The organism is Alkalicoccobacillus plakortidis (assembly GCF_023703085.1).
In the GTDB taxonomy this organism is placed as follows: domain Bacteria; phylum Bacillota; class Bacilli; order Bacillales; family Bacillaceae_D; genus Alkalicoccobacillus; species Alkalicoccobacillus plakortidis.
In genome coordinates, this window is the sequence record NZ_JAMQJY010000001.1 from 2,260,239 (window position 1) to 2,283,290 (window position 23,052).

Annotated in this window: 22 protein-coding genes and 3 pseudogenes; 6 read left to right on the forward strand and 19 right to left on the reverse strand. The window is 40.7% G+C overall.

Features of this window, described 5'->3' with window-relative positions:
- Positions 1–16: 16 nt before the first annotated feature.
- Both NDM98_RS11940 and iolG read right to left on the reverse strand, forming a co-directional pair.
- On the reverse strand, positions 17–1,018 hold the full coding sequence (locus NDM98_RS11940; protein WP_251607859.1) for an ABC transporter substrate-binding protein: 1,002 nt from the start codon (positions 1,016–1,018) through the stop codon (positions 17–19).
- Positions 1,019–1,180: 162 nt separating this feature from the next.
- Positions 1,181–2,180: pseudogene (gene iolG, locus NDM98_RS11945) on the reverse strand (inositol 2-dehydrogenase).
- A 196-nt stretch (positions 2,181–2,376) separates the two neighbouring features.
- Here iolG and NDM98_RS23520 point away from each other — a divergent pair.
- Positions 2,377–3,597 (forward strand): globin-coupled sensor protein, encoded by a 1,221-nt coding sequence (locus tag NDM98_RS23520; RefSeq protein WP_285803919.1) that lies wholly within the window; start codon positions 2,377–2,379, stop codon positions 3,595–3,597.
- Positions 3,598–3,726: 129 nt separating this feature from the next.
- Here NDM98_RS23520 and NDM98_RS11960 read toward each other — a convergent pair whose 3' ends face one another.
- The 11 genes and pseudogenes from NDM98_RS11960 to NDM98_RS12010 form a co-directional block, all read right to left on the reverse strand.
- Complete coding sequence (locus tag NDM98_RS11960) at positions 3,727–5,034, reverse strand: TRAP transporter large permease (RefSeq protein ID WP_251607862.1); 1,308 nt, start codon at positions 5,032–5,034, stop codon at positions 3,727–3,729.
- Positions 5,031–5,234: a TRAP transporter small permease subunit gene (locus NDM98_RS11965; protein ID WP_251607865.1), complete on the reverse strand. Its 204-nt coding sequence runs from the start codon at positions 5,232–5,234 to the stop codon at positions 5,031–5,033. Before NDM98_RS11965 ends, NDM98_RS11960 begins: the two co-directional genes overlap by 4 nt.
- 25 nt (positions 5,235–5,259) lie before the next feature.
- The gene (locus NDM98_RS24465; protein ID WP_251607867.1) at positions 5,260–5,520 is read right to left on the reverse strand and encodes a TRAP transporter small permease; all 261 of its coding nucleotides are present in this window, start codon (positions 5,518–5,520) and stop codon (positions 5,260–5,262) included.
- 14 nt (positions 5,521–5,534) lie between these two features.
- Entirely contained in the window at positions 5,535–6,260 is a 726-nt protein-coding gene (locus NDM98_RS11975; protein ID WP_251607870.1) for a TRAP transporter substrate-binding protein, read from the reverse strand.
- 1 nt (position 6,261) lies between these two features.
- Entirely contained in the window at positions 6,262–6,540 is a 279-nt protein-coding gene (locus tag NDM98_RS11980; RefSeq protein ID WP_251607873.1) for a hypothetical protein, read from the reverse strand.
- A gap of 138 nt (positions 6,541–6,678) precedes the next feature.
- Entirely contained in the window at positions 6,679–7,824 is a 1,146-nt protein-coding gene (locus NDM98_RS11985; RefSeq protein ID WP_251607875.1) for a Gfo/Idh/MocA family protein, read from the reverse strand.
- Complete coding sequence (locus NDM98_RS11990) at positions 7,821–8,651, reverse strand: Gfo/Idh/MocA family protein (RefSeq protein ID WP_251607877.1); 831 nt, start codon at positions 8,649–8,651, stop codon at positions 7,821–7,823. The genes NDM98_RS11985 and NDM98_RS11990 overlap by 4 nt, the downstream gene beginning before the upstream one ends.
- Before the next feature lie 94 nt (positions 8,652–8,745).
- Positions 8,746–8,910 carry a hypothetical protein gene (locus tag NDM98_RS11995; RefSeq protein ID WP_251607880.1) on the reverse strand — a complete coding sequence of 55 codons (165 nt, stop codon included), beginning with the start codon at positions 8,908–8,910 and terminating at the stop codon, positions 8,746–8,748.
- A 26-nt stretch (positions 8,911–8,936) separates the two neighbouring features.
- Positions 8,937–9,759, reverse strand: a pseudogene (locus NDM98_RS12000) (sugar phosphate isomerase/epimerase family protein).
- Positions 9,756–10,934 (reverse strand): dihydrodipicolinate synthase family protein, encoded by a 1,179-nt coding sequence (locus NDM98_RS12005; RefSeq protein ID WP_251609126.1) that lies wholly within the window; start codon positions 10,932–10,934, stop codon positions 9,756–9,758. Before NDM98_RS12005 ends, NDM98_RS12000 begins: the two are co-directional and overlap by 4 nt.
- A 10-nt stretch (positions 10,935–10,944) precedes the next feature.
- Positions 10,945–12,095: pseudogene (locus NDM98_RS12010) on the reverse strand (Gfo/Idh/MocA family protein).
- Positions 12,096–12,270: 175 nt separating this feature from the next.
- On the opposite strand from NDM98_RS12010, the gene NDM98_RS12015 reads away from it, so the two are divergent.
- The 3 genes from NDM98_RS12015 (at position 12,271) to NDM98_RS12025 (ending at position 14,791) form a co-directional block, all read left to right on the forward strand.
- A complete protein-coding gene (locus NDM98_RS12015; RefSeq protein WP_373370377.1) occupies positions 12,271–12,510 on the forward strand; it encodes a YuzF family protein in 240 nt (79 codons plus the stop codon).
- Positions 12,511–12,541: 31 nt separating this feature from the next.
- A complete protein-coding gene (locus NDM98_RS12020) occupies positions 12,542–13,432 on the forward strand; it encodes a manganese catalase family protein (protein WP_251607882.1) in 891 nt (296 codons plus the stop codon).
- 183 nt (positions 13,433–13,615) lie between these two features.
- Positions 13,616–14,791 carry an MFS transporter gene (locus NDM98_RS12025; protein WP_251607884.1) on the forward strand — a complete coding sequence of 392 codons (1,176 nt, stop codon included), beginning with the start codon at positions 13,616–13,618 and terminating at the stop codon, positions 14,789–14,791.
- 109 nt (positions 14,792–14,900) lie between these two features.
- Here NDM98_RS12025 and NDM98_RS24470 read toward each other — a convergent pair whose 3' ends face one another.
- The 6 genes from NDM98_RS24470 to NDM98_RS12055 form a co-directional block, all read right to left on the reverse strand.
- Complete coding sequence (locus NDM98_RS24470) at positions 14,901–15,701, reverse strand: AraC family transcriptional regulator (RefSeq protein WP_251607887.1); 801 nt, start codon at positions 15,699–15,701, stop codon at positions 14,901–14,903.
- Between the two features lie 77 nt (positions 15,702–15,778).
- The gene (locus tag NDM98_RS12035) at positions 15,779–16,516 is read right to left on the reverse strand and encodes a glycerophosphodiester phosphodiesterase (RefSeq protein ID WP_251607890.1); all 738 of its coding nucleotides are present in this window, start codon (positions 16,514–16,516) and stop codon (positions 15,779–15,781) included.
- 16 nt (positions 16,517–16,532) lie between these two features.
- On the reverse strand, positions 16,533–17,351 hold the full coding sequence (locus tag NDM98_RS12040; protein ID WP_251607893.1) for a carbohydrate ABC transporter permease: 819 nt from the start codon (positions 17,349–17,351) through the stop codon (positions 16,533–16,535).
- 18 nt (positions 17,352–17,369) lie between these two features.
- Positions 17,370–18,236: a carbohydrate ABC transporter permease gene (locus NDM98_RS12045; protein ID WP_251607895.1), complete on the reverse strand. Its 867-nt coding sequence runs from the start codon at positions 18,234–18,236 to the stop codon at positions 17,370–17,372.
- Positions 18,233–19,303, reverse strand: coding sequence for an ABC transporter ATP-binding protein (locus tag NDM98_RS12050; RefSeq protein WP_251607897.1), 1,071 nt, complete (start codon positions 19,301–19,303; stop codon positions 18,233–18,235). The genes NDM98_RS12045 and NDM98_RS12050 overlap by 4 nt, the downstream gene beginning before the upstream one ends.
- 20 nt (positions 19,304–19,323) lie before the next feature.
- On the reverse strand, positions 19,324–20,604 hold the full coding sequence (locus tag NDM98_RS12055) for an ABC transporter substrate-binding protein (protein ID WP_251607900.1): 1,281 nt from the start codon (positions 20,602–20,604) through the stop codon (positions 19,324–19,326).
- Positions 20,605–20,832: 228 nt separating this feature from the next.
- Between NDM98_RS12055 and NDM98_RS12060 the strand changes: the two genes are divergently transcribed.
- Positions 20,833–22,002, forward strand: a complete 1,170-nt coding sequence (locus NDM98_RS12060) for an iron-containing alcohol dehydrogenase (RefSeq protein WP_251607903.1) — start codon at positions 20,833–20,835, stop codon at positions 22,000–22,002.
- Positions 22,003–22,292: 290 nt separating this feature from the next.
- Complete coding sequence (locus NDM98_RS12065; protein ID WP_251607906.1) at positions 22,293–22,982, forward strand: carbonic anhydrase; 690 nt, start codon at positions 22,293–22,295, stop codon at positions 22,980–22,982.
- Positions 22,983–23,052 lie beyond the last annotated feature (70 nt).

Consider the following 23,052-nt stretch of genomic DNA (forward strand, 5'->3'; position numbering starts at 1 on the left):
ATCACCTCTCCTTTTATTACTCATTCGTAATGGCGTTTACGACCTTTTCAGCATATACCTGTGCAGAAAGAGGTCCTCCATATGGCCACGCATCGCCACCTAATGGATAGATACGATCTTCTTGTACAAAGTTTAATCCATTCCAAATGGGATTATCTTTTAATTGATTCTCAATGACATCGTCACTATCTTGAATAATCGTAAAGAAATTAACATCTTCTATCGCAGGAAGAGCTTCAACATCAGCCGAAGTAAAACCGTATTGTTCGAATTGGTTGGAATGGAAACCATTTACAAGGCCCATTTTTTCAACCATTGGAGCTGCCATGGATGTATCATCATGCAATCTGAAGGTTACTGCATTTTGATCACTATATGCCATGGCAACGACGAATTCTTCTCCGCCCTTACCAGCGTCCTCTATTTTTTGTTTAGATTCTTCAAACATTGTATCAATTCCATCTAATACTTCTTTTGCTTCTTCTTCCTTGTCCATAATGGTTGCAATTTCATTAAACGTTTCAATCATTCGATCGTACTGAGTACCTTCTCCTTCAGCAGGATAAGGGTTATATACAAGTGTAGGAGCAATTTCATTTAACTCATCGTAGCTTGTCTCTACATTCGATTCCAATCCTACAATTAGATCTGGCTCAAGAGCTGCAATCATTTCAAGGTTAGGAGTATTACGCATACCGATGTCTTCAATTCCATCAGGCATCTCCATTCCGATGTCAACCCATTGATTCATTCCTTCTATATCTGCGACTCCAACTGGATTAATTCCAAGTGCTAAAAAGTCTTCTACATAACCCCATTCAAGCACAACGACTTTTTCTGGAACGCCTTCGATTTTTGCCGTTCCTCTAGTATGTTCAAAAGAGCGAACTTCACCTGAGACCTCTTCACCTTGTGGATCAGCTGTTTCATTTTCTGTTTCACCACTCCCACAACCAGCCAATAATACTAACGATGTACCAATAGCGCCTGCAACCCATTTCCCTTTTGACCATACCATCTTCATTTTCCCCCATTATATGTATTCTCTTTAAACAATAATAAAAATCATTCTCAATTGAGAATAGCAAGATCACTCGTCCCCGTCAATAAGCAGTTTATAGCAACTCACAAAAACGTTGTACAGTCTTAGGATCTGTACAACGTTTTTGATCACTTCTTATTATATTTCTACTGGTTGCCCACTCGTAAGCGATTGTTGCGCTGCACTCGCAATCCGCTCAGCTTGTAGTCCATCAAAACCACTACATGTTATCTCACTATTTGATAAAACCGAGTCAACAAATGCTTCTAATTCCGTAACGTAGGCCTGTTGATAACGTTCTAAGAAAAAGTTCAGCGGCTTATCACGATACACCATCTCAGCCGATGAAACCTGAACCGTATTAGGATGAACATTCGTCGTTTCAGCTGAGCCCTTTGAACCAAATGCCTCCACTCGCTGATCATAACCGTAAACCGCTTGTCTGCTATTATCAATTACTGCAATGGTTCCGTTTTTAAATGTTAAGGTGACAACCGCGGTATCAATGTCTTCACACCGACCAAACGTTGGATCAACTAGATTTGCACCAGTAGCATATACCTTCTCTACCTCACTATCTAATAAATATCTTGCCATATCAAAGTCATGAATAGTCATATCCATAAACATCCCACCTGACGTGCGAATGTAGGATTCTGGTGGTGGCGCTTGGATCGCGCGATGTAATTTTTAAGAGATGAATGTCTCCAAGATGACCATTATGGACCAACTCTCTCACTCTCATAAAGTTTGCATCAAACCTTCGATTAAAACCAACCTGGAGCTTTACGCCATGTTGATTGACTGCTTCAAGTGCCTCTTCTGTTTGTTCTTTAGAAAAACTAACCGGCTTCTCACAAAAGATATGCTTTTTCGCTTTCGCCGCTTCTTTTATTATTGATAGATGTGTATCTGTGGGTGAACAAATGAGGATTGCATCAATATCAGGGTCTTGAATAATGTCCTGATACTCTGTGGTTAATATCTCTACTTTATGTTCATCTGCCCAAGATCGAAGCTCTTCTCCCCTTACATCTGATACCGCTTTCAATTTTACGCGATGGTTTCCTACTAGATTTTTTGCATGCAACTGTCCAATACGTCCCGCTCCAATGATACCAATCGTTAGCTTATCCATGTTTGTTTCCTCCTGTAGTAAAAACTGCGGAATCACTTCCTAAAAACCTACTAACAGATTTCTTTACAGTGAGCGTAATTCCCTGCTTTTTCTCTATATTTCTCCACATTTAGCACGAATAAAAAGAAGATTAATTCCAAAGATTTCAAGATTACGCCGATATAAATAGTAAAGGTTTTAAAAAGGGGAAGAATTTATGAAACTTACATTTAAGAAAACAAAACCACTTACTACTATTACGAAGCCCAATCAACTTATTGACTTTAGTCCACCTGAAGATATTCTTATACAAATAAAAATGATTAACCTATCAGAAGAAGAGATTGAGAGTCTCGTAAGTGTTAAAGACTTGGTTTGTAATTCGATAAACGTTATTACAGATGCTTTCTATGACTCAATTATTCAACAACCCAACTTGTTAGCAATTATAGAAGCTCATTCATCAGTTGAGAAGCTTAAAAAAACATTAAAAACGCATATACTCGATATGTTTTCAGGTGTCCTGAATGAAGAATCCGTAGAAAAGCGTAAACGAATTGCCTCTGCACACGTTCGCATTGGTTTACAATCTAAATGGTACCTAGCGGCTTTTTGCAACTTACAATCAGCACTTTTTAAAGTAATCCAAAACGCCCACACACTTCAGCTTAATCAGAAACACAAAGCCATTCAAGCTGTGGCAATATTTCTTAGCTTTGAACAGCAGCTTGTCATGGATTCATATGAAGCTCAAAATCAACTACAAAACAAACAAGAACTTTCTAATCGAGCAAATCTATTAAATAGAATGGATCAATCTGCTGAGGACCTTGCTTCCATTTCAATTGAGACGAATACGTCGATCGAATCAACTGAGTCACACGCCAACTTAATCAGTGAAATAGCTAGTGAAGGTGTTACCCTTGCAAAAGAAGCAACATCTTTATGCAAAGTGGGGCAAACAGAACAGCTTCACTCTAGTACAGAAGAAATTACAGATATTATTGATATAGTTAGTGGAATTGCGGAACAAACAAATCTACTCGCCTTAAACGCATCCATTGAAGCTGCAAGAGCAGGAGAAACCGGAAAGGGCTTTGCAGTTGTAGCCCAGGAAGTAAGAAAGTTAGCGGAACAAACGAGAGCAGCTACTGCGAATATTGAGGCACTTATTGCAGGTACAGCCAAACAAACGAATCAAGTCCTTTCTTCAATCACAACAATTGATACGTCAATGAAAAAAACACGAGCATTGACTGAAAAAGCTGCCTCATCCTTTACACAAATTCAGGATTCAACAAATCTAAGTAAACAGCAAAATGACACGATTACTGCAAGAATTAAAGAGCTACTCATCAAAATTGAAGAGATGAAACAGGATGCCTTAAACGTATCTAACGCTGCTGACATGCTAAAAAAAATGAAACAAAACTCATAACGTTTAGAAAATCTCTTAATCATTTATTTTTAATGATCTTCACCAGAAAAAACCACCCATAACCAACAGTGATTTTGGGTGGTTTTTGTGTACTTTCGATAATCAATTTTTAATATGAATATCATTTCATTAATCAATTAACCCAAATAAACGAGGGAGCCAAAGACTAATTTCCGGTATAAAAGCTACCGCAAGTAGAGCCATAACCATTGGAATGTAGAAAATCAATAATGGTTTTATGACTTGTTCAACACTAACTCCTCCAACCTTGCTACCAATAAATAGGACGGTCCCTACTGGAGGTGTGGTTGTACCAATCGCTAAACCTAATGACATAATTATACCAAAATGTACCGGGTGAATGCCTAAAGATGTGGCGACTGGGAAAAGGATTGGAGTGAAAATCAGCAGTCCTGGAGCAATATCCATGAATGTTCCTAACACTAATAACAATAGAACCATAATTAAAACTAACAAAATTCCGTTCTCTGTCACTCCAAGCAAACCACTTGAGATGGCCTGTGGAATATTTGAGTATGACAAGACCCATGACATTGCGCTAGAAGCCCCAATGAGTAAAAGGATAATTCCACTAAAGATAACCGTATCTTTTAAAATGATCGGAATATCTTTTAATTTTAAGCTTCGATAGCAAAGACTTAATAAAATGGAATAGAGCACGGCAACCGCCGCTCCTTCTGTTGCTGTGAAGATACCCGCAGCAATTCCGCCAATGACAATCACGATTAAAAACAGAGCCGGAATTGCTTGCAATACTACTTTTAGTCCTTCTGAAAATGGCACAGGTGTTTCTACCGTATATTTTTTACGTTTGGCTATAATGTATGCCATGACCATCACTAAAAATGCCATGAGGAATCCAGGCAAATAACCGGCTATAAATAAAGCTCCAATAGATGTACCTCCTGTTAGTAGAGAGTACAAGATAGGTGTTCCACTTGGGGGAATAACTAAGCCTGTAGGTGCAGACGCAATGTTAACCGCTGCAGAATAAGATGGATCATACCCTTCCTTTTTCTGCATTGGCCCCATAATACGTCCCATCGTAGCGGCCGAAGCAATCGTCGATCCAGATATTGAACCAAATAATGTGTTACCGATTACATTTGTGTGCGCCAACAATCCAGACATTCTTCCTCCTAAGAGTTTGGCCAAATTTATTAGCCGTAAAGCAATGCCTCCTGTATTCATAATACTGCCTGCTAACGTAAAAAACACAAGTGCAAGCAATACAAAGCTATCAATTCCCGTAATAAATTGCTGGGAAAGGACCATTAAAGCATCCCAAAATGGCATGATAACCAATGCAGCAGCAAATGAAGCGATACCAATACTAATGCTAATTGGCACCCCAATCACAATTAACAGAAAAAACACAGCAAAGAGAACGATCCCAGTTAAAACAATATCACTCATGCAGCTTCCCTCTTTTCCCTATCTAGTTGGGCAGCATCTATTTTTATATTGAGAAGCTGGTAGAATATGATTAGCACACCTGCAATAGGCAAGACGCCATATACAACTCCCATCGGTAATCCGAGCACAGGAGATACTTGATTAATCGTCGCAATAACAAGCCGCGTTCCACCTATTACAAAGACAACAACTGCAAACACAATAATGCTACTATCAATGACTAGATTAGAGACTCTTTTTTTGTCCTGCAAGTTTAGACGTTAGAAACGTAAGGGCTAAATGCTCTCTATGTCCAAATGCATAACTTGCCCCTAAAAAGCCAATCCATATCAATGAAAACCGTAGAACCTCTTCCGTAAACACACTCGGATTCTGCAAAACAAACCTAGTAAATACTTGCCAAATGGCTCCCGCAACAAGAAACACTACTAACACACTTGAACATCCAATAATTATTCGATCAATCCAATTTTTTATTCTCTCCACGACTGATCCACCTTTCACTCCAAAATTGAAAACGCATCCAAAATTTCTTTTACTTGTGGATTTTCTCTACTCTCTTCTAATAATGGCTCTACTAACTCGCGAAATGGCTCTTGGTCCACTTCATTAAAAGTAACGCCCATCTCTTCCTCTGCTTTAACTACTCCATCAGCAATCATGTCTTTCCAGCGTTCATTGTGTTCATGAGTAGAATCTTGTGCTTCTTCGGTAATGATTGCTTGTTCCTCTTCACTTAAGTTATTCCACGTTTGATCACTCATAATTAAAAAGTCTGGAATTCGTGTATGTTCGTCATAAGAAAAATATTTAGCTACTTCTCCGTGATTAGCGTCTACAAGAGCAATTGAGCTACTTTCCGCACCGTCGATAACTCCCTGTTGAAGTCCTGTATATACCTCTGAGGCAGGTAGTGGAGTTGGAGCTGCACCTAATAGTTTCATCGTATCAATCGATGTTTTATTAGTCATAACCCTAATCTTTAAGCCAGCCAAATCCTCTGGTTTCTCGATTGCATGATTAGATGTGTAAAAACTTCTAGCACCTGCATCAAAGTACGTAATACCTCTCAAGCCTATATCGGAAAGATTCCCATACATAGATTGCACAGTTTCCGAGTCCATGACACGTTCAAAATGTTCTTCATCACTAAACACATAAGGCAAACTAAATACTGAAAAAGATGGGTCAAAGCTCTCCAATGCGCCTGCATTTACCTTTACCATGTCAATAACACCAGTTTGCACCAAGCTCTAACATGACACGTTCATCACCAAGGGCACCATTAGGGTAAATCTCTACATTTAAATGGTCACCCGTTTGTTCGTTTACACCAGTAGCAAAGTCCTCGAGACTCTGGTAAACAGGGGCAGAGTCATTATGAATGTGGGCTATGGTAAGTGTTTTCTTTTCGCTACTTGCTTCAATGAGTTTGGGGATCATAATTGAAGCGCTTCCAATTAATACTGCAGTTAATCCGATTACAACAGTCTTTGAACCTTTCATGTTTTCACACTTCCTTCCGAAAAAATGCGCACAAAAAAACTGTTAATATAATGATACAAATCCCATTATATTAACAGTAAACGCTTTCGTCTTATTGAATAAAGAAATCCTTCTCAATATCAGAAGTAGATTCTTTGCTCAAAACGGCTGACTTGGAACCGTCCCCTTTTGATAGGAATCAGTTAATACCTCTCGTACATTTTCTACATAATGAAGCTTTGTAGCCGAATCAAATCGTTTCAGCTCTTCTGGAAACTCCTTGACTAAATCAAGTTGAGCATTCAGTTCTCCAAGCACTTGAACATGTACAGCTGCTGTAGAATAATCACATGGCGGTGTCGCCTCTGAATCATGTATAGCCCTCAAGCACCAATTCAGCTTATCTACATGAGGCACATGTGGATTTCCATAGTCCTTTTTGGTTCCATCATGAAACTCAGCACGCATGGAGGGCTGCTCATCCTCTGAGTTAAACGTGATGACACCTTTTTCAAATTCATAGTGGAAAATAGGGCCTTCTGATTTTTCAACAGCATGGGAAGCTAAAAATAACAATTCCGTCCCTTTTTCAGTCTGCATGTTCACTACACATGTATCAAATGTTTCAATTTCATTGACACGATACAATTGTGCCTCCACATCTTTTACTGGAGCACTTGTCTCCATTCGATCACCTAGCATGTAAAACATGTTGTGTAGAAAGTGAGCAGTCGCATTATTGGCAATGCTGTCCATGATCAATGTACCATCAGGACTATATTTTTTTCCTGCCCAGGTAGACCGATTAAAATAGTCTTCTGTTCGTGGCCAAAGCACAAGTGTTTTTAATTGAATTGCTTTGCCAAATACTCCTGCGATGATATCCTTTTTTAAAGATTGGATTGACTCTGTAAATGACCAGTTAAAACCAACCGCAGCCCACTTCCCGTTTTTTTCTGATGCTTTTTTCCAAAGCGGAAGGTCTGATGGATCTCCAGTAAGGGGCTTTTCACATAATACATGACTTCCCTGCTCCATAGCATAAATAGCTTGTTTTGTATGCAAATGGATTGGGGTAGAAATGATTGCAAGATCCGCAGAATGATTCTCATAAAAAGCTTCAATTGATTTATAAATTGGAATCGATCTTTCTTGTAAAACGCCAAAGAAACTGCTCTTTTCGGCAGCAATTTCAACTACACCTATAAGGCTTGCATCCGTTCGTTCAAGTAATAAACGTAAATAACTTTCCCCGTAGCCATTGATACCTATTAATACAACCTCAGCCTGTTTATCACTTTTCATTTGTCTTCCTCCAAGCCGTTCAAACGCAATGCCTTCTCCTGTGCCTCAACTGCCAATTCTGACACTCGAAACACATGCTCTTGAGTCATCGCATACTCTGTACCATTCTGGCAATCTTTGATCAGATCATAAAAATACGGTTTGCCTACACGTCCACTGACCGGTACATACAGTTCCTCAGATTGTGTGACAATGTACAAGTGATTTCGTTCTGTCGTGCGACCCACATCAAGATATTTGCGCAATTCAATATATCCATCCGTGCCAAAGATAACAGTCCGACCGTCTCCCCAAGTAGGTAATCCGTCTGGAGTGAACCAATCAACTCTCACATATTGAGTAGCACCATTATTCGCGAGTAATGTTGCATCACCAAAATCTTCCCAATCACCATATTCATGGTGTTGATAGTTAGCTGTTTTACTATGAAGAACCTTTGCATCCGTTGCTCCTGTGTAAATTAGAAACTGATCAAATTGATGGCTGCCAATATCGGTTAAAATCCCGCCGTTTTGCTTTGGATCAAAAAACCAATCTTCTCTAGATTCTTTATTTAAGCGGTGTGGCCCTGAGCCGGTCACTTGGAATACACGTCCAATTAGTCCTTTTTCAACGATGTATTGAGCAAGCATTGCCGACTCAACACCTAAACGCTCCCCAAAAAAGATAGACCATTTTTTATTTGATGATTTCATGGCTTCCCGAGCCTGCTTTACTTGATCAAGTGTAGTAAAACCTGCTTTTGCCGAGAAAAAATGCTTATCATGAGCAAGTACCTGCAGACCAAGCACTGCTCTTTCAGAAGGGATAATACTAGTCGCAATCATGTCTGATGAATCCTCTAGCACCTGCTCGATTGATTGTGCAGCAACAGCCGAGGGATAAGCATCCAGCAGTTTTTGTTGCTTCTCTTTATCGCGGTCATAGACATGATGAAGGGTTGCGCCAAGCTTGGCATAACCCTTCTACCATTCCAAAAATATGTCCATGATCCATTCCAATGACAGAAAAAGAAAAAGGCTCTTCGATTTGACGATTCAATTCAATCGATTGGATAATATCATCAATTGTTTCTTGTAATGCCATCTAACAACCTCTCCTTTTAAACCGTTTTATACATGTTCCGTATAACGTTCCTTCATTTGTTTAAGCACTTCGTCACCTGGACGGTCCCAGATTTCTTGATTAATGATTTCCACTTCAATCGGTCCGTGATACCCGGCTGCTTCTACTTGATTCCGCATGCCATTCAGATCAATGACACCATCACCCATCATGGCACGGCCCTTAAACATATCAAGCATTGGTACCTTCCAATCGGATACGTGGAAGCCAAGAATACTACCTTTAGCCGCTTCTATCTCTTGTGCGAGTTCTGGGTCCCACCACACGTGGAATACATCAACCACTACTCCAACTTGTTTAGAGTTATAATACTGAACTAATGAATTGGCTTGACCTAATGTGTTAATCACAGAGCGATCTGCCGCATACATTGGATGAAGTGGTTCAATTCCAAGTTTCACACCATGCTGTTCAGCGTGTGGAATGATGGACTCAATTCCTTCTTGCACCCAAATACGTGCTTGCTCTAAGTTTTTATCAGGTGCAGGACCACATACAAGCACTAATGTATCTGTGCCTATCTCAGCAGCCTCTTCAATCGCTCGCTTATTATCTTCTATTCGTTTATTACGTTCTTCTTGAGTAGCAGCTGGAAACATACCTCCACGACATAGGCTTGGAAACCTTGATGCCACTCTGCTTCAAATGGGCGGCCGTTTCCTTCACTCCATACTCAGCAAGCTTATGGCGCCAGATCGAGATCCAAGGCACTTCATTTCGTTCACAACCATCAATCGCCTCAGATAACGACCAGTTTTCAGTTGTTATTTGGTTCAGACTTAGTCTACTTAGTTCTGCTTTGCCGCTCATGTGAGCACCTCCTGTTCAATACCCGCAAGCTGTAGAACTCGGTTCATACGTGTTACAGCTAACTCAGGATCTTCAATGAGGTTTGCTTCATCCATTAACTTAAATAGCTTTGTAAGATGTTGGATAGAACGCGTACCCTCTGCACCACCAATCATTTTAAAATGTGATTGATGACCATTTAGGTATGCCATAAACACAATACCTGTTTTATAGGCGTAGGTTGGTGTTTCAAAAATATGACGACTTAATGCTACTGTAGGTTCAAGAACGCGTTTGTATGTCTCAAGATCATTGTGATCAAGAGCACGTAATGCATGCGATGCTGCTGGGGCAATTGCATCAAAAATGCCAAGTAGGGCATGACTGTATCCTTGTTCATCTCCTGCAATTAACTCTGGATAGTTAAAATCGTCCCCCGTATACATCCGTACTGACTCTGGAAGTAAACGACGCATTTTGATTTCTTTGTCTTTATCAAGAAGAGAAATTTTGATCCCATCGATCTTAGCTTCATTTTGGTGAATCATTTCCAAGCAGACATCCATTGCTCGGTCATAGTCTTCTTCTCCCCAATATCCTTGCAGAGCAGGATCAAACATAGGGCCAAGCCAGTGCAGAATCACAGGTTTGGCTGTTTGCCCTAAGATTTGTCCATATACATAACCGTAGTCTTCTGGTTTTTTTGCTGTTTTGGCCAAGGCACGACTCGCCATTAAAATAATGCCACTATCTTGGCTCTCAACGAACTCGCATTGTTCCGTATAAGCTCGAATAATATCATCCAATGAATGCTCTACACTTAAATCTAAATGATCTGTGCCCGCACCAGAAGCAATCAGCCCACCTGCACGTTTCGCTTCAAGCGACGACTGTTTAATTAGCTCTTGTGCACTTTCCCACGATAGGCCCATTCCGCGCTGCGCAGTATCCATCGCTTCAGCCACACCAAAGCCAAGCGACCAAAGGTGTCTACGGTAATGTAAGGTTCTTTCCCAGTCAATGTCTCCTCCAAGAACGGGGTGACTAGATGAAAGGGGATCAGCCACAACATGTGCTGCAGAATAAGCCGTACGAGAGGAGAATCCCCCCGCACCACTAAACGCAGATGGTGACCCTTTTAACTCATACGTCTCGACTGTACGATCTTCTGTTGGAAGTTTAATAGAGTATGCCATCATATGCCTCCTATAAATTCAATTCCGGTACATCTACCCACTTACGACCATGCCACGCTTCAAGTCCAAGGTCTGAAAGTTGAGTTCCTTTAGCCCCTTCAAGCAGATCCCACGGGAATGCATCGTCTTGATGAATATGCTTAAGGAATAGCTCCCATTGAATTTTGAAGCCATTATCGTACGTTTCATTTTCCGGCACTTGCTCCCACTGTTCTTGGAATGCAAACGGGTTTGGAATATCTGGGTTCCAAGTTGGACGTGGAGTCTGCACACGATGCTGCGTCTTGCAGTCGCGCAGTCCTGCCACTGCACTGCCTAGTTTTCCATCCACTTGAATCGTTAGAAGGTCATCACGATCTACACGAGTTGTCCATGAAGAATTAGCTTGAATAACAGCTCCACTCTTCATTTCAAAAATAGCATAAGCCGCATCATCCGCAGTTGCTTTGTACGTTTCTCCATTTTCATCAACACGGCTTGGTATATGTGTAGCTCCTAGGCATGTAAGAGATTTAATCTCTCCAAACAAATTATCAATAACATATCTCCAGTGAGCGAACATATCAACGATGATCCCGCCACCGTCTTCTTCTCTATAATTCAGCTTGGACGTTGACCTTCCTGCCAATCTCCTTCAAATACCCAGTATCCAAAATCAAGTTTGACAGAAAGAATCTCACCAAAGTAGCCGCTATCTACTAAACGCTTCAGCTTTAATAAACCTGGAAGAAATAATTTATCTTGAACAACCCCGTTTTTAACGCCTGCTTCTTGAGCTAACCTTGCTAGTTCAAGTGATCCTTCGACGCTAGTTGCAGTTGGTTTTTCGCAATAGATATGTTTTCCTGCTGCAATCGCTTGTTTAATCCCTTCAGCACGGCGTACTGTTGTTTGGGAATCAAAATAGATCACATTATGGTCATCAGCAAGTGCTGCTTCAAGATCCGTTCCAATACGCTCAATTCCATGAGTATCAGCAAGCGCCTGAAGTTTCGCTTCATTCCGACCCACTAGAATTGGATCTGGATAAAGTACATCTCCATTAGCTAATTTAACGCCTCCCTCTGAACGAATAGCCACAATCGAACGAATTAAGTGTTGATTTGTCCCCATTCTTCCTGTTACACCATTCATGATAATACCAATTTTATGCGTTGCCATATTTGCTTTCCCCTCTCTACTTTTAATCTATCTCTATCATAATTAAAGCGCATACATAAATCTTATTAGATCAGGCAGGAAATTCTCATTTTCGGAAATAGATTCATTTAGGGGTATTTTTCAAATGCATAGCATATACTGCCTAAGATTTAAAAATGGAGAAAGGATGATGAATGTGAATGATCAGCTTGACTGGACGCTTAATGATCCTTATTTGTATAGTGCAGCTTCAGAGTATTTAAATCAGATGGTTGAGGCACAGACAACCCGTGGAGCGGTAAGAGGAAAGCTGCTTGACGTACAACCCGATCATCTAGTTATTGAAATGGGTGGCACTCCATTTTACATTCGAACCCAACAAATTATTTGGTTTTTCCAGCAAAATAACACAATCCTCCCTACGCATATAACCTAACTTACTTAATAAGGAATGGAGGAACTGTTATATGATTAAACGGATAAATAAATTACAAATTGAACTTCCTAGACCTGAACACGGTGATGCCAATGCCGCAGCAGCTGTTCAAGAATTATTAGGTGGAAAATTTGGTGAGATGTCTACATTAAATAATTACATGTTCCAATCTTTTAACTTTCGAGGAAAATCAAAATACAAACCCTTTTATGATCTCATAGCCAGTATTACAGCTGAGGAGTTTGGTCACGTTGAATTAGTGGCAAACGCGATTAATCTCGTCTCCTATGGAACAACGTTTCCCGGAGACCCCGATACCGCCCCACTTCAAAACGGAAAAGATGATCGATACTCGACTCATTATACAACAACTGCACAAACAGCATTTCCAGGCGACAGCATGGGCAGACCCTGGAATGGTACATTCGTAAACAACAGTGGCGCTCTTGTAGAGGACTTACTACACAATTACACATTAGAAATTGGTGCACGTAATCATAAAATGCGAGTCTATGAAATGTCTACTAACCCAACAGTTCGAGAGCTTTGTGGATACTTACTAGTTCGAGGAGGCACACATATTATCGCTTATGCCAAGGCGATTCAAGTAGCTACTGGCGTTGATATTGGAAAAATGCTTCCTGTCCCGTATCCCGACAATACCAAATTTGCCGAAACAAATAAATTTATTGATCAAGGTCTTTACAATGTGCTTTATACATGGGGCGAACCGGAATATCGAGATATTCGGCAGATTTGGAAAGGTGAAAACCCAGAAACAAACGAACCTCTGCGAGTGATTGATGGGGTACCAGAAGGCGCTCCTATTCCCGATCTAGAAGAGAAGCCGCAGCTATTTGCTCCAGGAATTGATCCAGAACAATATGCGATGATTCAAAAAAGATTGAAAGAGAATCTTTAATCAACTAAGTCAGAGAGTGTCATTCTCTCTGATTTTTTGTTGTAGTATTAGCGGCCAAAATCCACGTAAGCGCAGTCATTTTAGTAATTTATAGTTTTTAAGTAAAATGCCTAGACATCACCCCCATAATGTTTTATTATAACCGCTTGTGCTAATAAAAAGCGTATTGTGAGGGGTGATGAAATGAATCGTTTACAGGCTTCAAGATCAACAGTTTTAATCGTTTTTATGCTTTCCACCTTTGCCATTGGAATGACTGAATATGTTGTGACAGGGTTGCTAACTCAATTCTCAATGGATCTAGATGTACCAATTTCAACCACAGGGTTGTTGCTCAGTGTATATGCACTCGGTGTTGCAGTGTTTGGACCGATCCTAAGGATGATTACAATTAAATTTCCAACCAAAACACTGTTAATCATATTTATGGGCATATTCGTAGCCAGTAATATCATAGCGGCAACCGCACCAAATTTTGAAATGCTGTTAGTATCAAGGTTATTGTCTGCCACTATGCACGCTCCATTTTTCGGATTGAGTATGGCTGTAGCGGTTAACATTTCCACCCCTGAGAAACGAACAGCAGCCATTGCCGCTGTGCAGGGTGGTCTAACCATAGCCATCATGCTTGGGGTTCCTTTTGGCTCGTACCTTGGTGGAATGTTTGATTGGAGATATGTCTTCTGGTTTATCGCTTTAATTGGAGCAATTGCTTTTATAGGCATTATCTTAACCACACCAAATCACAAACCAATCGACACGCCTAATCTCAAAAAAGAATTAGGTATGTTCAAAAATAAAAATGTACTTCTTGTCATTGCGATTATTGTGTTTGGATTCTCCGGAGTCTTTACAGCTTATACCTTCAAAGAACCAATGCTACGCGCTTTCGCGGGCTTTGAAGTGACTGGCATTACCACAGCTCTCTTTTGTTTTGGACTTGGAGCGGTTATAGGAAACTTTGCATCTGGACGTGTGATTCCTAAACTACTGACAGAACGTCTAATGGGGGCACTTGTGGTGCTCGCTGTGATCTTGGTATCGTTCACATACCTGTTACAGTTTCCAATCACAGCCTTTGTCGCTTGTTTCCTATTTGGAGTTGGAACATTCGGTACGACACCACTGTTAAATTCCAAAATTATTATTGCCGCAAGAGAAGCGCCTTCCTTATCAGGAACAGTCGCAGCCTCAGTTTTTAATCTGGCAAACGCGATCGGCGCTTTCCTTGGAACAATGATCTTAGATATCAGTGCCAGCTACGTCATTGTGACATTTGTGGCTGCAGGCTTGATTACACTCGGACTTGTGCTTACTTTTATCACGCATAAAGTTGAGGATAAGAGTTTATATGAATAGAATGAAACCACCTTCCGTTGTGGAAGGTGGTTTTTTGCTTTTGGTGGATTCTCTTTCCGCGCTTAAGCTGCCCCTTTCCGCTCATGAACGCTCCGGTCACACAGCAATCTTACTCCCTGCCAGCATACGTCGTTCGATAACGATGGGGCGGGACACCAACTTGCTTTTTAAAAACCCGGTAGAAGGTTGATAGAGATTCGAAACCTACTTCAAAACATATCGTGACAATATCAAGATCTGTCTCCGTCAGCATTTTTTTTACTCTGGTTAATCGAACTTCCGTTAGATAACGCATCGGGGTTTGCTCATACACTTCACTAAACATTTGGTTCATGTATCGTGAACTAATACCCATCTTGCCTGCCATTTCTTCAATACTTGTAATTTGATAGAAATTAGAATCAATATATTCCTTTAACCAGCTTGATCTCAGTGTGTTTGAGTCTTGCTGCGCCATTGATTGATTAGCACGCATTAAGATAAATAAAAGCTGACTAAGCAAAAGTTTGATACCTAGTTTATAATCAATGTTTTTTTGGGATTGTTCGTATAGCATTTTCCTCAAAAGCTTGCGGACTTCACTGCTACTAAAAAGATTTAGGCTCCACACCTTTGACTCTGCAAACACCGGAGATATAAGCAACTCTCTGCTTTCAGAATCTACATGCACTCGAGAAAACTCCAAAATAAGCACCGTCATTTTCGACGCTGCTAAAATAGAATGCTCTGTAGAAGGAGGAATAACAATCATACTGTCTGGTTTGAGTGGAAAGTCACGATCGTTTAACTTACAACGACCTTGGCCATCAAGAACATATAGAATTTGATGCGTGGCATGGGAATGTGGTTGGACAAAATCCTTTTCTTGATGCTTACTTTCATATAAGATGACATCTTGATGTTCTGACACGTTCGGTTCACTCCTCTAACCCGTTCTCTTCTTTAATCATATATGAACAGGTCAGGAAGTGAAAGCGGTACACCTATTTAAACGGTTGATGTTTTTAAGATATGGTCTTTCAAAATACGAGGATTATTTGTCGTGATATAGACGTCTTCAAAAGAGGTTCGTTTGCGGTTTATCATGAGTTCATCATCGATCGTCCAAACTCCCACATGAATGCCATGCCTCTTAAGCTCTTCTAGCAAATTAGGCTCCGCAAAATGGTGCTCAAGCATCAGATAGCGTGCCTTTACATAATCCAATTGCTCAAGAATCAAATTAGGTAGCTGACCAATGATTAGACCTCGATTGGCTTGTGGGGCTAGCTTAAAGATTCGCTCCACAGATACATGATCAAAAGAGGCAAAGATCACTTGCTCCACCATCTTTAAGCGTTCTACTACTTCAACTACTTTTTCCTCCAAGCCAGGATAACGAGACCCCACCTGCTTAAGCTCAATTGTCACCTTTTTCCCTGAATCTTTCATGGCTTGAAGTGCCTGCTCTAGGCTTGGGATTCGTTCATCAGAAAAGCTTTCACGATACCAACTTCCTGCGTCAAGCTGCAAAAGCTCGGCGTACGTGTACTCTCGTACTTCACCTGTTCCATTTGTTGTTCGACAAAGCGTATGATCATGGATAACAACAGGAATTCCATCCTTACTTAAATGAACATCTAACTCAATTCCGTAGATCCAATCATGATCTAGTGCTTTATAAAAAGCCGCCATCGTATTTTCAGGAGCAAAACTCGACCAACCTCTGTGTGCGATACATTTCATTAACAATCACCCTTTCTTATTTGACTCCCGTATAGGTAAATGCTCGAATGATCTGCCTTTGAGCAAGTAAAAACACAAACAGTACAGGAATGACAAGCAACATATTTCCCGCCATTAACGTGTTCCAGGAGACCCCTCCTTCTGTATTACGAAGCTGAGCAATACCAACTGGAAGGGTACGAGCATCATTATTTGTGGTCATCACAAGTGGCCAAAAATAATCGTTCCAATGTGTGATGAAGCTAAATAAAGCAAATGTGATTAACGTTGGTTTTGCTAGTGGAACCATGACTCTCCACATGATTTTCCACTCACTTGCATCATCTAGTCTTGCTGCTTCAATCAGTTCATGAGGGACTTGTTTAAATGACTGTCTTAGCAAAAAGATCCCAAAAGCACTAGAAGCAAAAGGTAAAATAAGTGCCCACGCTTGGTTGAGCAATCCCCAGTTACTCATCTGAATGTATACAGGAAGAAAGATAAGCTGTGCTGGAATCATTAATGTGACCATAATGAGTGCAAACAAAACCTTCTGTCCACGGAATTGATAACGAGCGAATGCATACGCAGCCGGAACTACTGTGACAAACTGCAATATAAGAATGCCACCTGTAACTAGTAAACTATTTGTTAGATACTGAAGAAACGGACCTGAATTCCATGCAGCCGCAAAATTCTGCCACTGCAGTACCTCTGGTAGCCATTTAGGCGGAAATGTCATCGCCTCTCCTAGAGTCTTTAAAGAGGTGGAAACCATCCAAACAAATGGAAAGATAAACAAGAGTGCTAGTAGGAGCAATCCCACTATGTTAAACGAGCGTTTTAACAAAATCATCAGGTGGAAGCTCCTTTTTTATTGGTAGTGAACCCGACGTGATAAGAGCCAGAAGTAAACTGCTGTGAAGATGCTAATAATACCAAGCAGCAGGACACCAGCTGCAGAGGCATAACCGATTTTAAAGAATTGAAACCCATACTCATAGATGTAATAAACCAGCATATTTGTTGAATTTATCGGTCCACCCTGCGTCATAATCGAAATGGTTTCAAAGACCTGAAAGGAACCAATAAGATTAATAATAACTAGAAAAAAGATAGTAGGTGACAACATGGGTAATGTAATCTCACGAAAGGTACTAAACCTTGAAGCATCGTCAAGGTCTGCCGCTTCGTATACAGTCTTGGGAATGCTCTGCAAACCAGCAATGAAAATAAGTGTGTTAAAACCAAGGCCTTTCCATACCGCTACAACAATTAATGAAAATAGCGAGGTCTCGGGTGCATTTAACCACTGAATACCATTGATTCCAACCAGATTAAGTGCCCAGTTTAATAAACCGTAATCAGGTTCCATCATCCACATCCACAAAAGCGCAATCGAAACAAGCGAGATCACATGTGGACTAAAAATTGCACCCTGTAAAAACGTATAGAGCAAGCCTTTTTTATTTAACCAAAGAGCTAATAGGATCGAGAGAGCTGTTGTTACACTTACACTTGATACGGTGTAGATGGTTGTATTTAGAAGCACTTCTTTAAATTCATTATCCGCAAACAACTGCTGAAAATTTTGCAGTCCAATAAAATTCATCTCAGGGCTGATAAAGTTCCAATCATGCAGACTCAACTGAATCAAATAGCCAATTGGATAGAGAAAAAACAAAGCAAATACGACTAGTGATGGCAAAATCATTAGATAAGGCTGAGCTTTTTGCATCATGCTTCAATGCCCACCTCTTTATGAACAATACTAACATTAGGTACAGCAACACCACTTCGGTCAAAGTAATGGAGATGCCCTTTAGCAATACTAATGTAAACCTGATCACCCATTTTTAAAGGTGGCTCAACACTTTTTGCGACCATACCGCCAAATGAAGTTTCCAGTTGATATAACGTTTCTGATCCTAGTGTTTCAACCGTTTTGATCTCTGCTTTAACGATCGCTTTTTCACCTGAAATAGCGAGTGTGGATGACATTGAGACATGCTCAGGCCTGAAGCCAATTCTCGTAATGCCCCCACTAACATTTTGAAACGAGTCAGGCAATTCATCGACTGTAAACACATTCATGGCTGGAGTTCCAATAAATTGTGCTGAAAATACATTCGCCGGCTTCTGATAGATATTCATCGGTGCATCCATTTGCTGAATAAGACCTTTGTTCAGAATGACAATCTCATCACCCATGGACATCGCCTCTGTTTGATCATGGGTAACGTACACAAAAGTTGTACCAAGTCGCTTATGGAGTTGGATTAGCTCTGTACGCATCTGACCTCTTAGTTTGGCATCCAAATTTGAGAGAGGTTCATCAAACACAAAGACCTTTGGTTTTTTTACCATAGCCCTTGCTAAGGCTACTCGCTGACGCTGTCCCCCAGAGAGGACTTGAGGTTTTTTGGATAGGTACGGAGTCAGCCCAACAATTCCGGCGATATCATGAATCAACGCCTCCCTCTCTGCTTTGGGCACTTTTTTATTTTTTAGACCAAATTCGATATTCCCTTTTACCGTCATCGTTGGATAGAGAGCATAGTTTTGAAAAACCATGGCAATATCACGTTTTCCTGGAGGTAATTGATCGACACGTTTGTCATCAATCCAGATCTCTCCATTTGTTTGTTCTTCAAGGCCTGCAATCATACGTAAAGTTGTAGATTTCCCACATCCAGAAGGACCAACAAACACTGTAAAGGAACCATCTTTGATATGGAGATTCAGATCATCAATAACCAGATCGTCTCCAAATTGCTTACTAATGTTTTTAAGAGTAATACTGGCCATTATCGACGCACCTCCTGGAATTATTTCAAAACGGCTTCTGCACGTTCGGTCGCATTGTCTAAAGCATCTTGACTTGAACCATCCTGTAAAACGGCTCTTGTGATCTCTTCGACTAATGCATTCACTACCTCAGGATAGCCCTCTACCATTGGTCGTTCATGTGCATATTCAAGCTGATCTACGGCTGTTTTGTATTGTGGAACCTCTTCATAAACCTTTTGCATTTTCTCCGTTTCAGAAGCAGAATGTCTACTTGGCAGATAACCAGTAAATTCACTTGAATAAGCTGTTTGCTCTGTATCTGTCATCCATTTTATAAATGTCCAGGCAGCTTCTTGTTTTGCGTCATCAAGACCTGCTGTCATCACTAAATTTGCTCCACCTGTCGGAACACCAAATTGCTTATTCTCTGGCATAAATGCTGTATCCACCTCATAGCCTTGATCATTTGCGTTCGTCATTAAATACGTTAGATCTGCTGTTGAGCTGAGCATCATTCCTGACTTTCCATTCACAAAATCTTGCTTCGCTGTATCTCCGGCTACATCGCCTGTTGGAACTTTGATTGAACCTGCTTCATACATCTCTTTAATAAAATCAATGGCTTCTGCCCCTGCTTCACTATTAAAAGCAGGCTTACCAGCATCATCAATCATTTCACCACCAGCTTGAGTAACGAAGGCTTCATAAAACCAGATATCAATAGGCATCGTTGCCCCTTTCATTTCTCCATCCTCTGATAAAACTGCAGCATACTCCTTAAATTCATCCCATGTTTTTGGACAAGCTGGGTCTAGTCCTTTTTCTTCTAGAAGCGTTGTATTTAAGTACAAAATTGGTGTGCTACGAAGATACGGTAGTGCATAAATTTCCTCATCTACGTAGGAATTCCCCATTAACCCTTCATTAAAGTCCTCAATATCTAACTCATCTTGATCAATAAAAGGCTGCAAGCTCTCTGTCATTCCATTTTTCGCAAAGGTCTCTACAGAAGCAATTTCATTTTGAGTTACTTCCGGCGCATCTTTAGCTGCAAACGCTGCTTGAGTTTTGGCATGCAATTCATCATAGGTTCCTTGGAATTCTGCAGTTACCTGGATGTTTGGGTGTGCCTCGTTAAACTGTTGAACAAGGTTTTCGTTATTTTCTCCAATCTTATCTCCCCAGGCATACCAATATGTAAGCTCTATAGGTTCATCAGGCTGTGCCCCACTAACTGATTCTGTTGATCCCGACGAACCACATCCTGCGATTACCAACATTGCCGCCATCGCGCTTCCAAGTGTCCAATATGTCTTCATGCTTTTGCCTCCTTAGTGATTTTCTATCTTGCCTTCATGCTACGCCCCTTTCATTAAGCATCTGTGAATGGAAGATAAAGTGTTTTTTAAGAGCTTAGGGGAACCGTTGAGTTTGTAAAGATCGTTCATGATTTAAAATTCCATGTTTTAATTTGTTTTGTGTGGGAACGCATATAAGTAGAGATCGTTGATCTTAAAACAACCCATTAAAAAGGAGACATGTTTTTCATGAGTCGCTTTACAATTCCTAGAAATATCTATTTTGAGGAAGATGCACTCGATACCTTAAAATCATTTGAAGGTAAAAAAGCAGCCCTTATCATTGGGGGCAGTTCACTTAAAAAGAATGGAAACTTAGATCGAATCGAAAAGCTTTTATCTGAGGCTGATATAGAAACTAAAGTATTTGATGGATTTAACCAAGAACCCACTGTAAAGATTGTAAAAGATGGTGCCAAAGCCGTTGAGAGTTTTGATCCTGATTGGATTATTGGGATTGGCGGTGGATCCGTGATCGATTCAGCTAAAGCTGTTTGGTTGTTCCACGAGCATCCTGATCTTTCATTTGAAGATGCAGCCAAACCATTTACCCTACCGAAACTTCGGACAAAAGCGAAGTTCGCCGGTATCCCAACCACAAGCGGAAGTGGTGCAGAGGTATCAAATCTCTCTGTAGTGACAGATGATGAAACCAATGTAAAATACCCACTGGCTGACTTTGAGCTAACACCAGATGTGGCAATCATTGATCCAAGCCTAGTAGATAGCCTACCTCAGCACTTGATTGCCAACACAGGTATGGACGCATTCACTCATACTATTGAAGCGTATGTAGCCAAACCACGAACAGTATTCACAGATGCTTTAGCTGTAGGTGGCGGCGAGATTTTGAAAGAGCATCTACTGTCTTCCTACAAAGGCAATAAAGAGTCTCGCAAGCAGGTGCATAACGCGCAAGCCATGGCCGGCATGTCCTTTGCTAACGCCGTTCTCGGTAACGTGCACAGCTTGGCTCACAAAAGTGGCCCAACCTTTGGTATTCCACACGGCTTAGCAAATGCGATTTATTTACCATACGTGATCGAGTTTAACCGCACAGTTGTGACAGATCGCTATGCAACATTTGCAAGAAAAATTGGACTTGAAGCATCTAGCGATGAGAAGCTAGTTGACGAGTTAATTGCTTATATCAATCAACTCAATAAAGATCTAGGCATCCAAGCTACGCTTAAAGAATATGGCGTCTCGGATGAAGACTTCCATAAACACGTGGATACTATGGCGAAAAATGCTGTTGAAGATCCGTGTACCGGTACAAACCCACGCGAAACCTCTGTTGAGCAAATGAAAGAACTTTATGAGATTTCGTTCCACGGAAAAGTACCAAGTCACGCATAAAAAAAGGATGGCACCTGATTGGTGTCCATCTTTTTTTATGTCTAATAAACTCATGTGGTTGGGAAACCCATATACCCCCTATTCTTATAAACAATGATCTTTATAATTGGAGGTATACTACTTATTGGAGGGATTAATATTGTCAAAAATGAAGACACTTAGAAAATTGTCATTGTATGCTGCATTTACACTTTCAAGCAGCTCGATGGTCACCGCTCCTCTCTTTGCACAGACAGATACACATCAACCACTTATCCCGTATCACTCACTCCACCTCTTGCTACATTCTAATGAGAAAGAAGGGTTGGTCTTATTCTGGCTCAACTGGCCCGCAGTTCTGGGCAGACCTACATGATGAATACATAGCATGCTCACAAGGAAAAGAACAATCGCCTGTAGCCTTACATAATGAAGACGCATCAGATGAAGGAAAATGGTCATTAGATCTTGACTATAACGAAACAGATTTCTCCATTGAGAATAACGGTCATACCATTCAAGCAAATGTAGGTGATCATTCATCAAATAAATTGATTGTAAATGGAACCGATTACAAGTTGGCGCAGTTCCATTTCCATTCTCAAAGTGAGCATACCTTAGACGATGATTATTACGAGATGGAACTTCATTTAGTTCATCAGGATGAGGAAGATAACTTGGCCGTCTTAGGAGTTCTAATTGAGGAAGGAGAAAAGAACGAGACTCTAGCAAACATGTGGGATGTGATACCCGAAACTGAAGGAGAAGCCGATGAAACCATTTCTCTTAATCCCTCAGAACTAGTACCTAAAGATCTATCAACCTTCCAATATCACGGTTCTCTAACTACGCCACCTTGCTCAGACCATGTTAAATGGAGTGTCAGTGACACCTCTATCAGCATGTCAGCTGAACAACTACAAACATTTCAACAGATCTATCCAGACAATCATCGTCCCATTCAAGATTTAGGAGATAGGGAGATTGGAACTCATTATTAAAAGGTAAGTAGACCAGCAGACGTTTGTTTGCTGGTTATCTGTTTAGATAGAGCGGAGAGTTTGATGGCGT

What these genes read in the sequence shown, in the direction of transcription:
- NDM98_RS12045 (WP_251607895.1), bottom strand. Translation starts at nt 18,236, where the DNA reads ATGATGCAAAAAGCTCAGCCTTATCTAATGATTTTGCCATCACTAGTC.
- NDM98_RS11975 (WP_251607870.1), bottom strand. Translation starts at nt 6,260, where the DNA reads ATGGTAAAGGTAAATGCAGGCGCATTGGAGAGCTTTGACCCATCTTTT.
- NDM98_RS12035 (WP_251607890.1), bottom strand. Translation starts at nt 16,516, where the DNA reads ATGAAATGTATCGCACACAGAGGTTGGTCGAGTTTTGCTCCTGAAAAT.
- NDM98_RS12040 (WP_251607893.1), bottom strand. Translation starts at nt 17,351, where the DNA reads ATGATTTTGTTAAAACGCTCGTTTAACATAGTGGGATTGCTCCTACTA.
- NDM98_RS12020 (WP_251607882.1), top strand. Translation starts at nt 12,542, where the DNA reads ATGATTAAACGGATAAATAAATTACAAATTGAACTTCCTAGACCTGAA.
- NDM98_RS12050 (WP_251607897.1), bottom strand. Translation starts at nt 19,303, where the DNA reads ATGGCCAGTATTACTCTTAAAAACATTAGTAAGCAATTTGGAGACGAT.
- NDM98_RS11985 (WP_251607875.1), bottom strand. Translation starts at nt 7,824, where the DNA reads ATGAAAAGTGATAAACAGGCTGAGGTTGTATTAATAGGTATCAATGGC.
- NDM98_RS11990 (WP_251607877.1), bottom strand. Translation starts at nt 8,651, where the DNA reads ATGATTGCGACTAGTATTATCCCTTCTGAAAGAGCAGTGCTTGGTCTG.
- NDM98_RS11980 (WP_251607873.1), bottom strand. Translation starts at nt 6,540, where the DNA reads ATGAAAGGTTCAAAGACTGTTGTAATCGGATTAACTGCAGTATTAATT.
- NDM98_RS11940 (WP_251607859.1), bottom strand. Translation starts at nt 1,018, where the DNA reads ATGGTATGGTCAAAAGGGAAATGGGTTGCAGGCGCTATTGGTACATCG.
- NDM98_RS11995 (WP_251607880.1), bottom strand. Translation starts at nt 8,910, where the DNA reads ATGGCATTACAAGAAACAATTGATGATATTATCCAATCGATTGAATTG.
- NDM98_RS23520 (WP_285803919.1), top strand. Translation starts at nt 2,377, where the DNA reads ATGAAACTTACATTTAAGAAAACAAAACCACTTACTACTATTACGAAG.
- NDM98_RS12055 (WP_251607900.1), bottom strand. Translation starts at nt 20,604, where the DNA reads ATGAAGACATATTGGACACTTGGAAGCGCGATGGCGGCAATGTTGGTA.
- NDM98_RS12025 (WP_251607884.1), top strand. Translation starts at nt 13,616, where the DNA reads ATGAATCGTTTACAGGCTTCAAGATCAACAGTTTTAATCGTTTTTATG.
- NDM98_RS11960 (WP_251607862.1), bottom strand. Translation starts at nt 5,034, where the DNA reads ATGAGTGATATTGTTTTAACTGGGATCGTTCTCTTTGCTGTGTTTTTT.
- NDM98_RS12005 (WP_251609126.1), bottom strand. Translation starts at nt 10,934, where the DNA reads ATGGCATACTCTATTAAACTTCCAACAGAAGATCGTACAGTCGAGACG.
- NDM98_RS12060 (WP_251607903.1), top strand. Translation starts at nt 20,833, where the DNA reads ATGAGTCGCTTTACAATTCCTAGAAATATCTATTTTGAGGAAGATGCA.
- NDM98_RS12065 (WP_251607906.1), top strand. Translation starts at nt 22,293, where the DNA reads ATGAGAAAGAAGGGTTGGTCTTATTCTGGCTCAACTGGCCCGCAGTTC.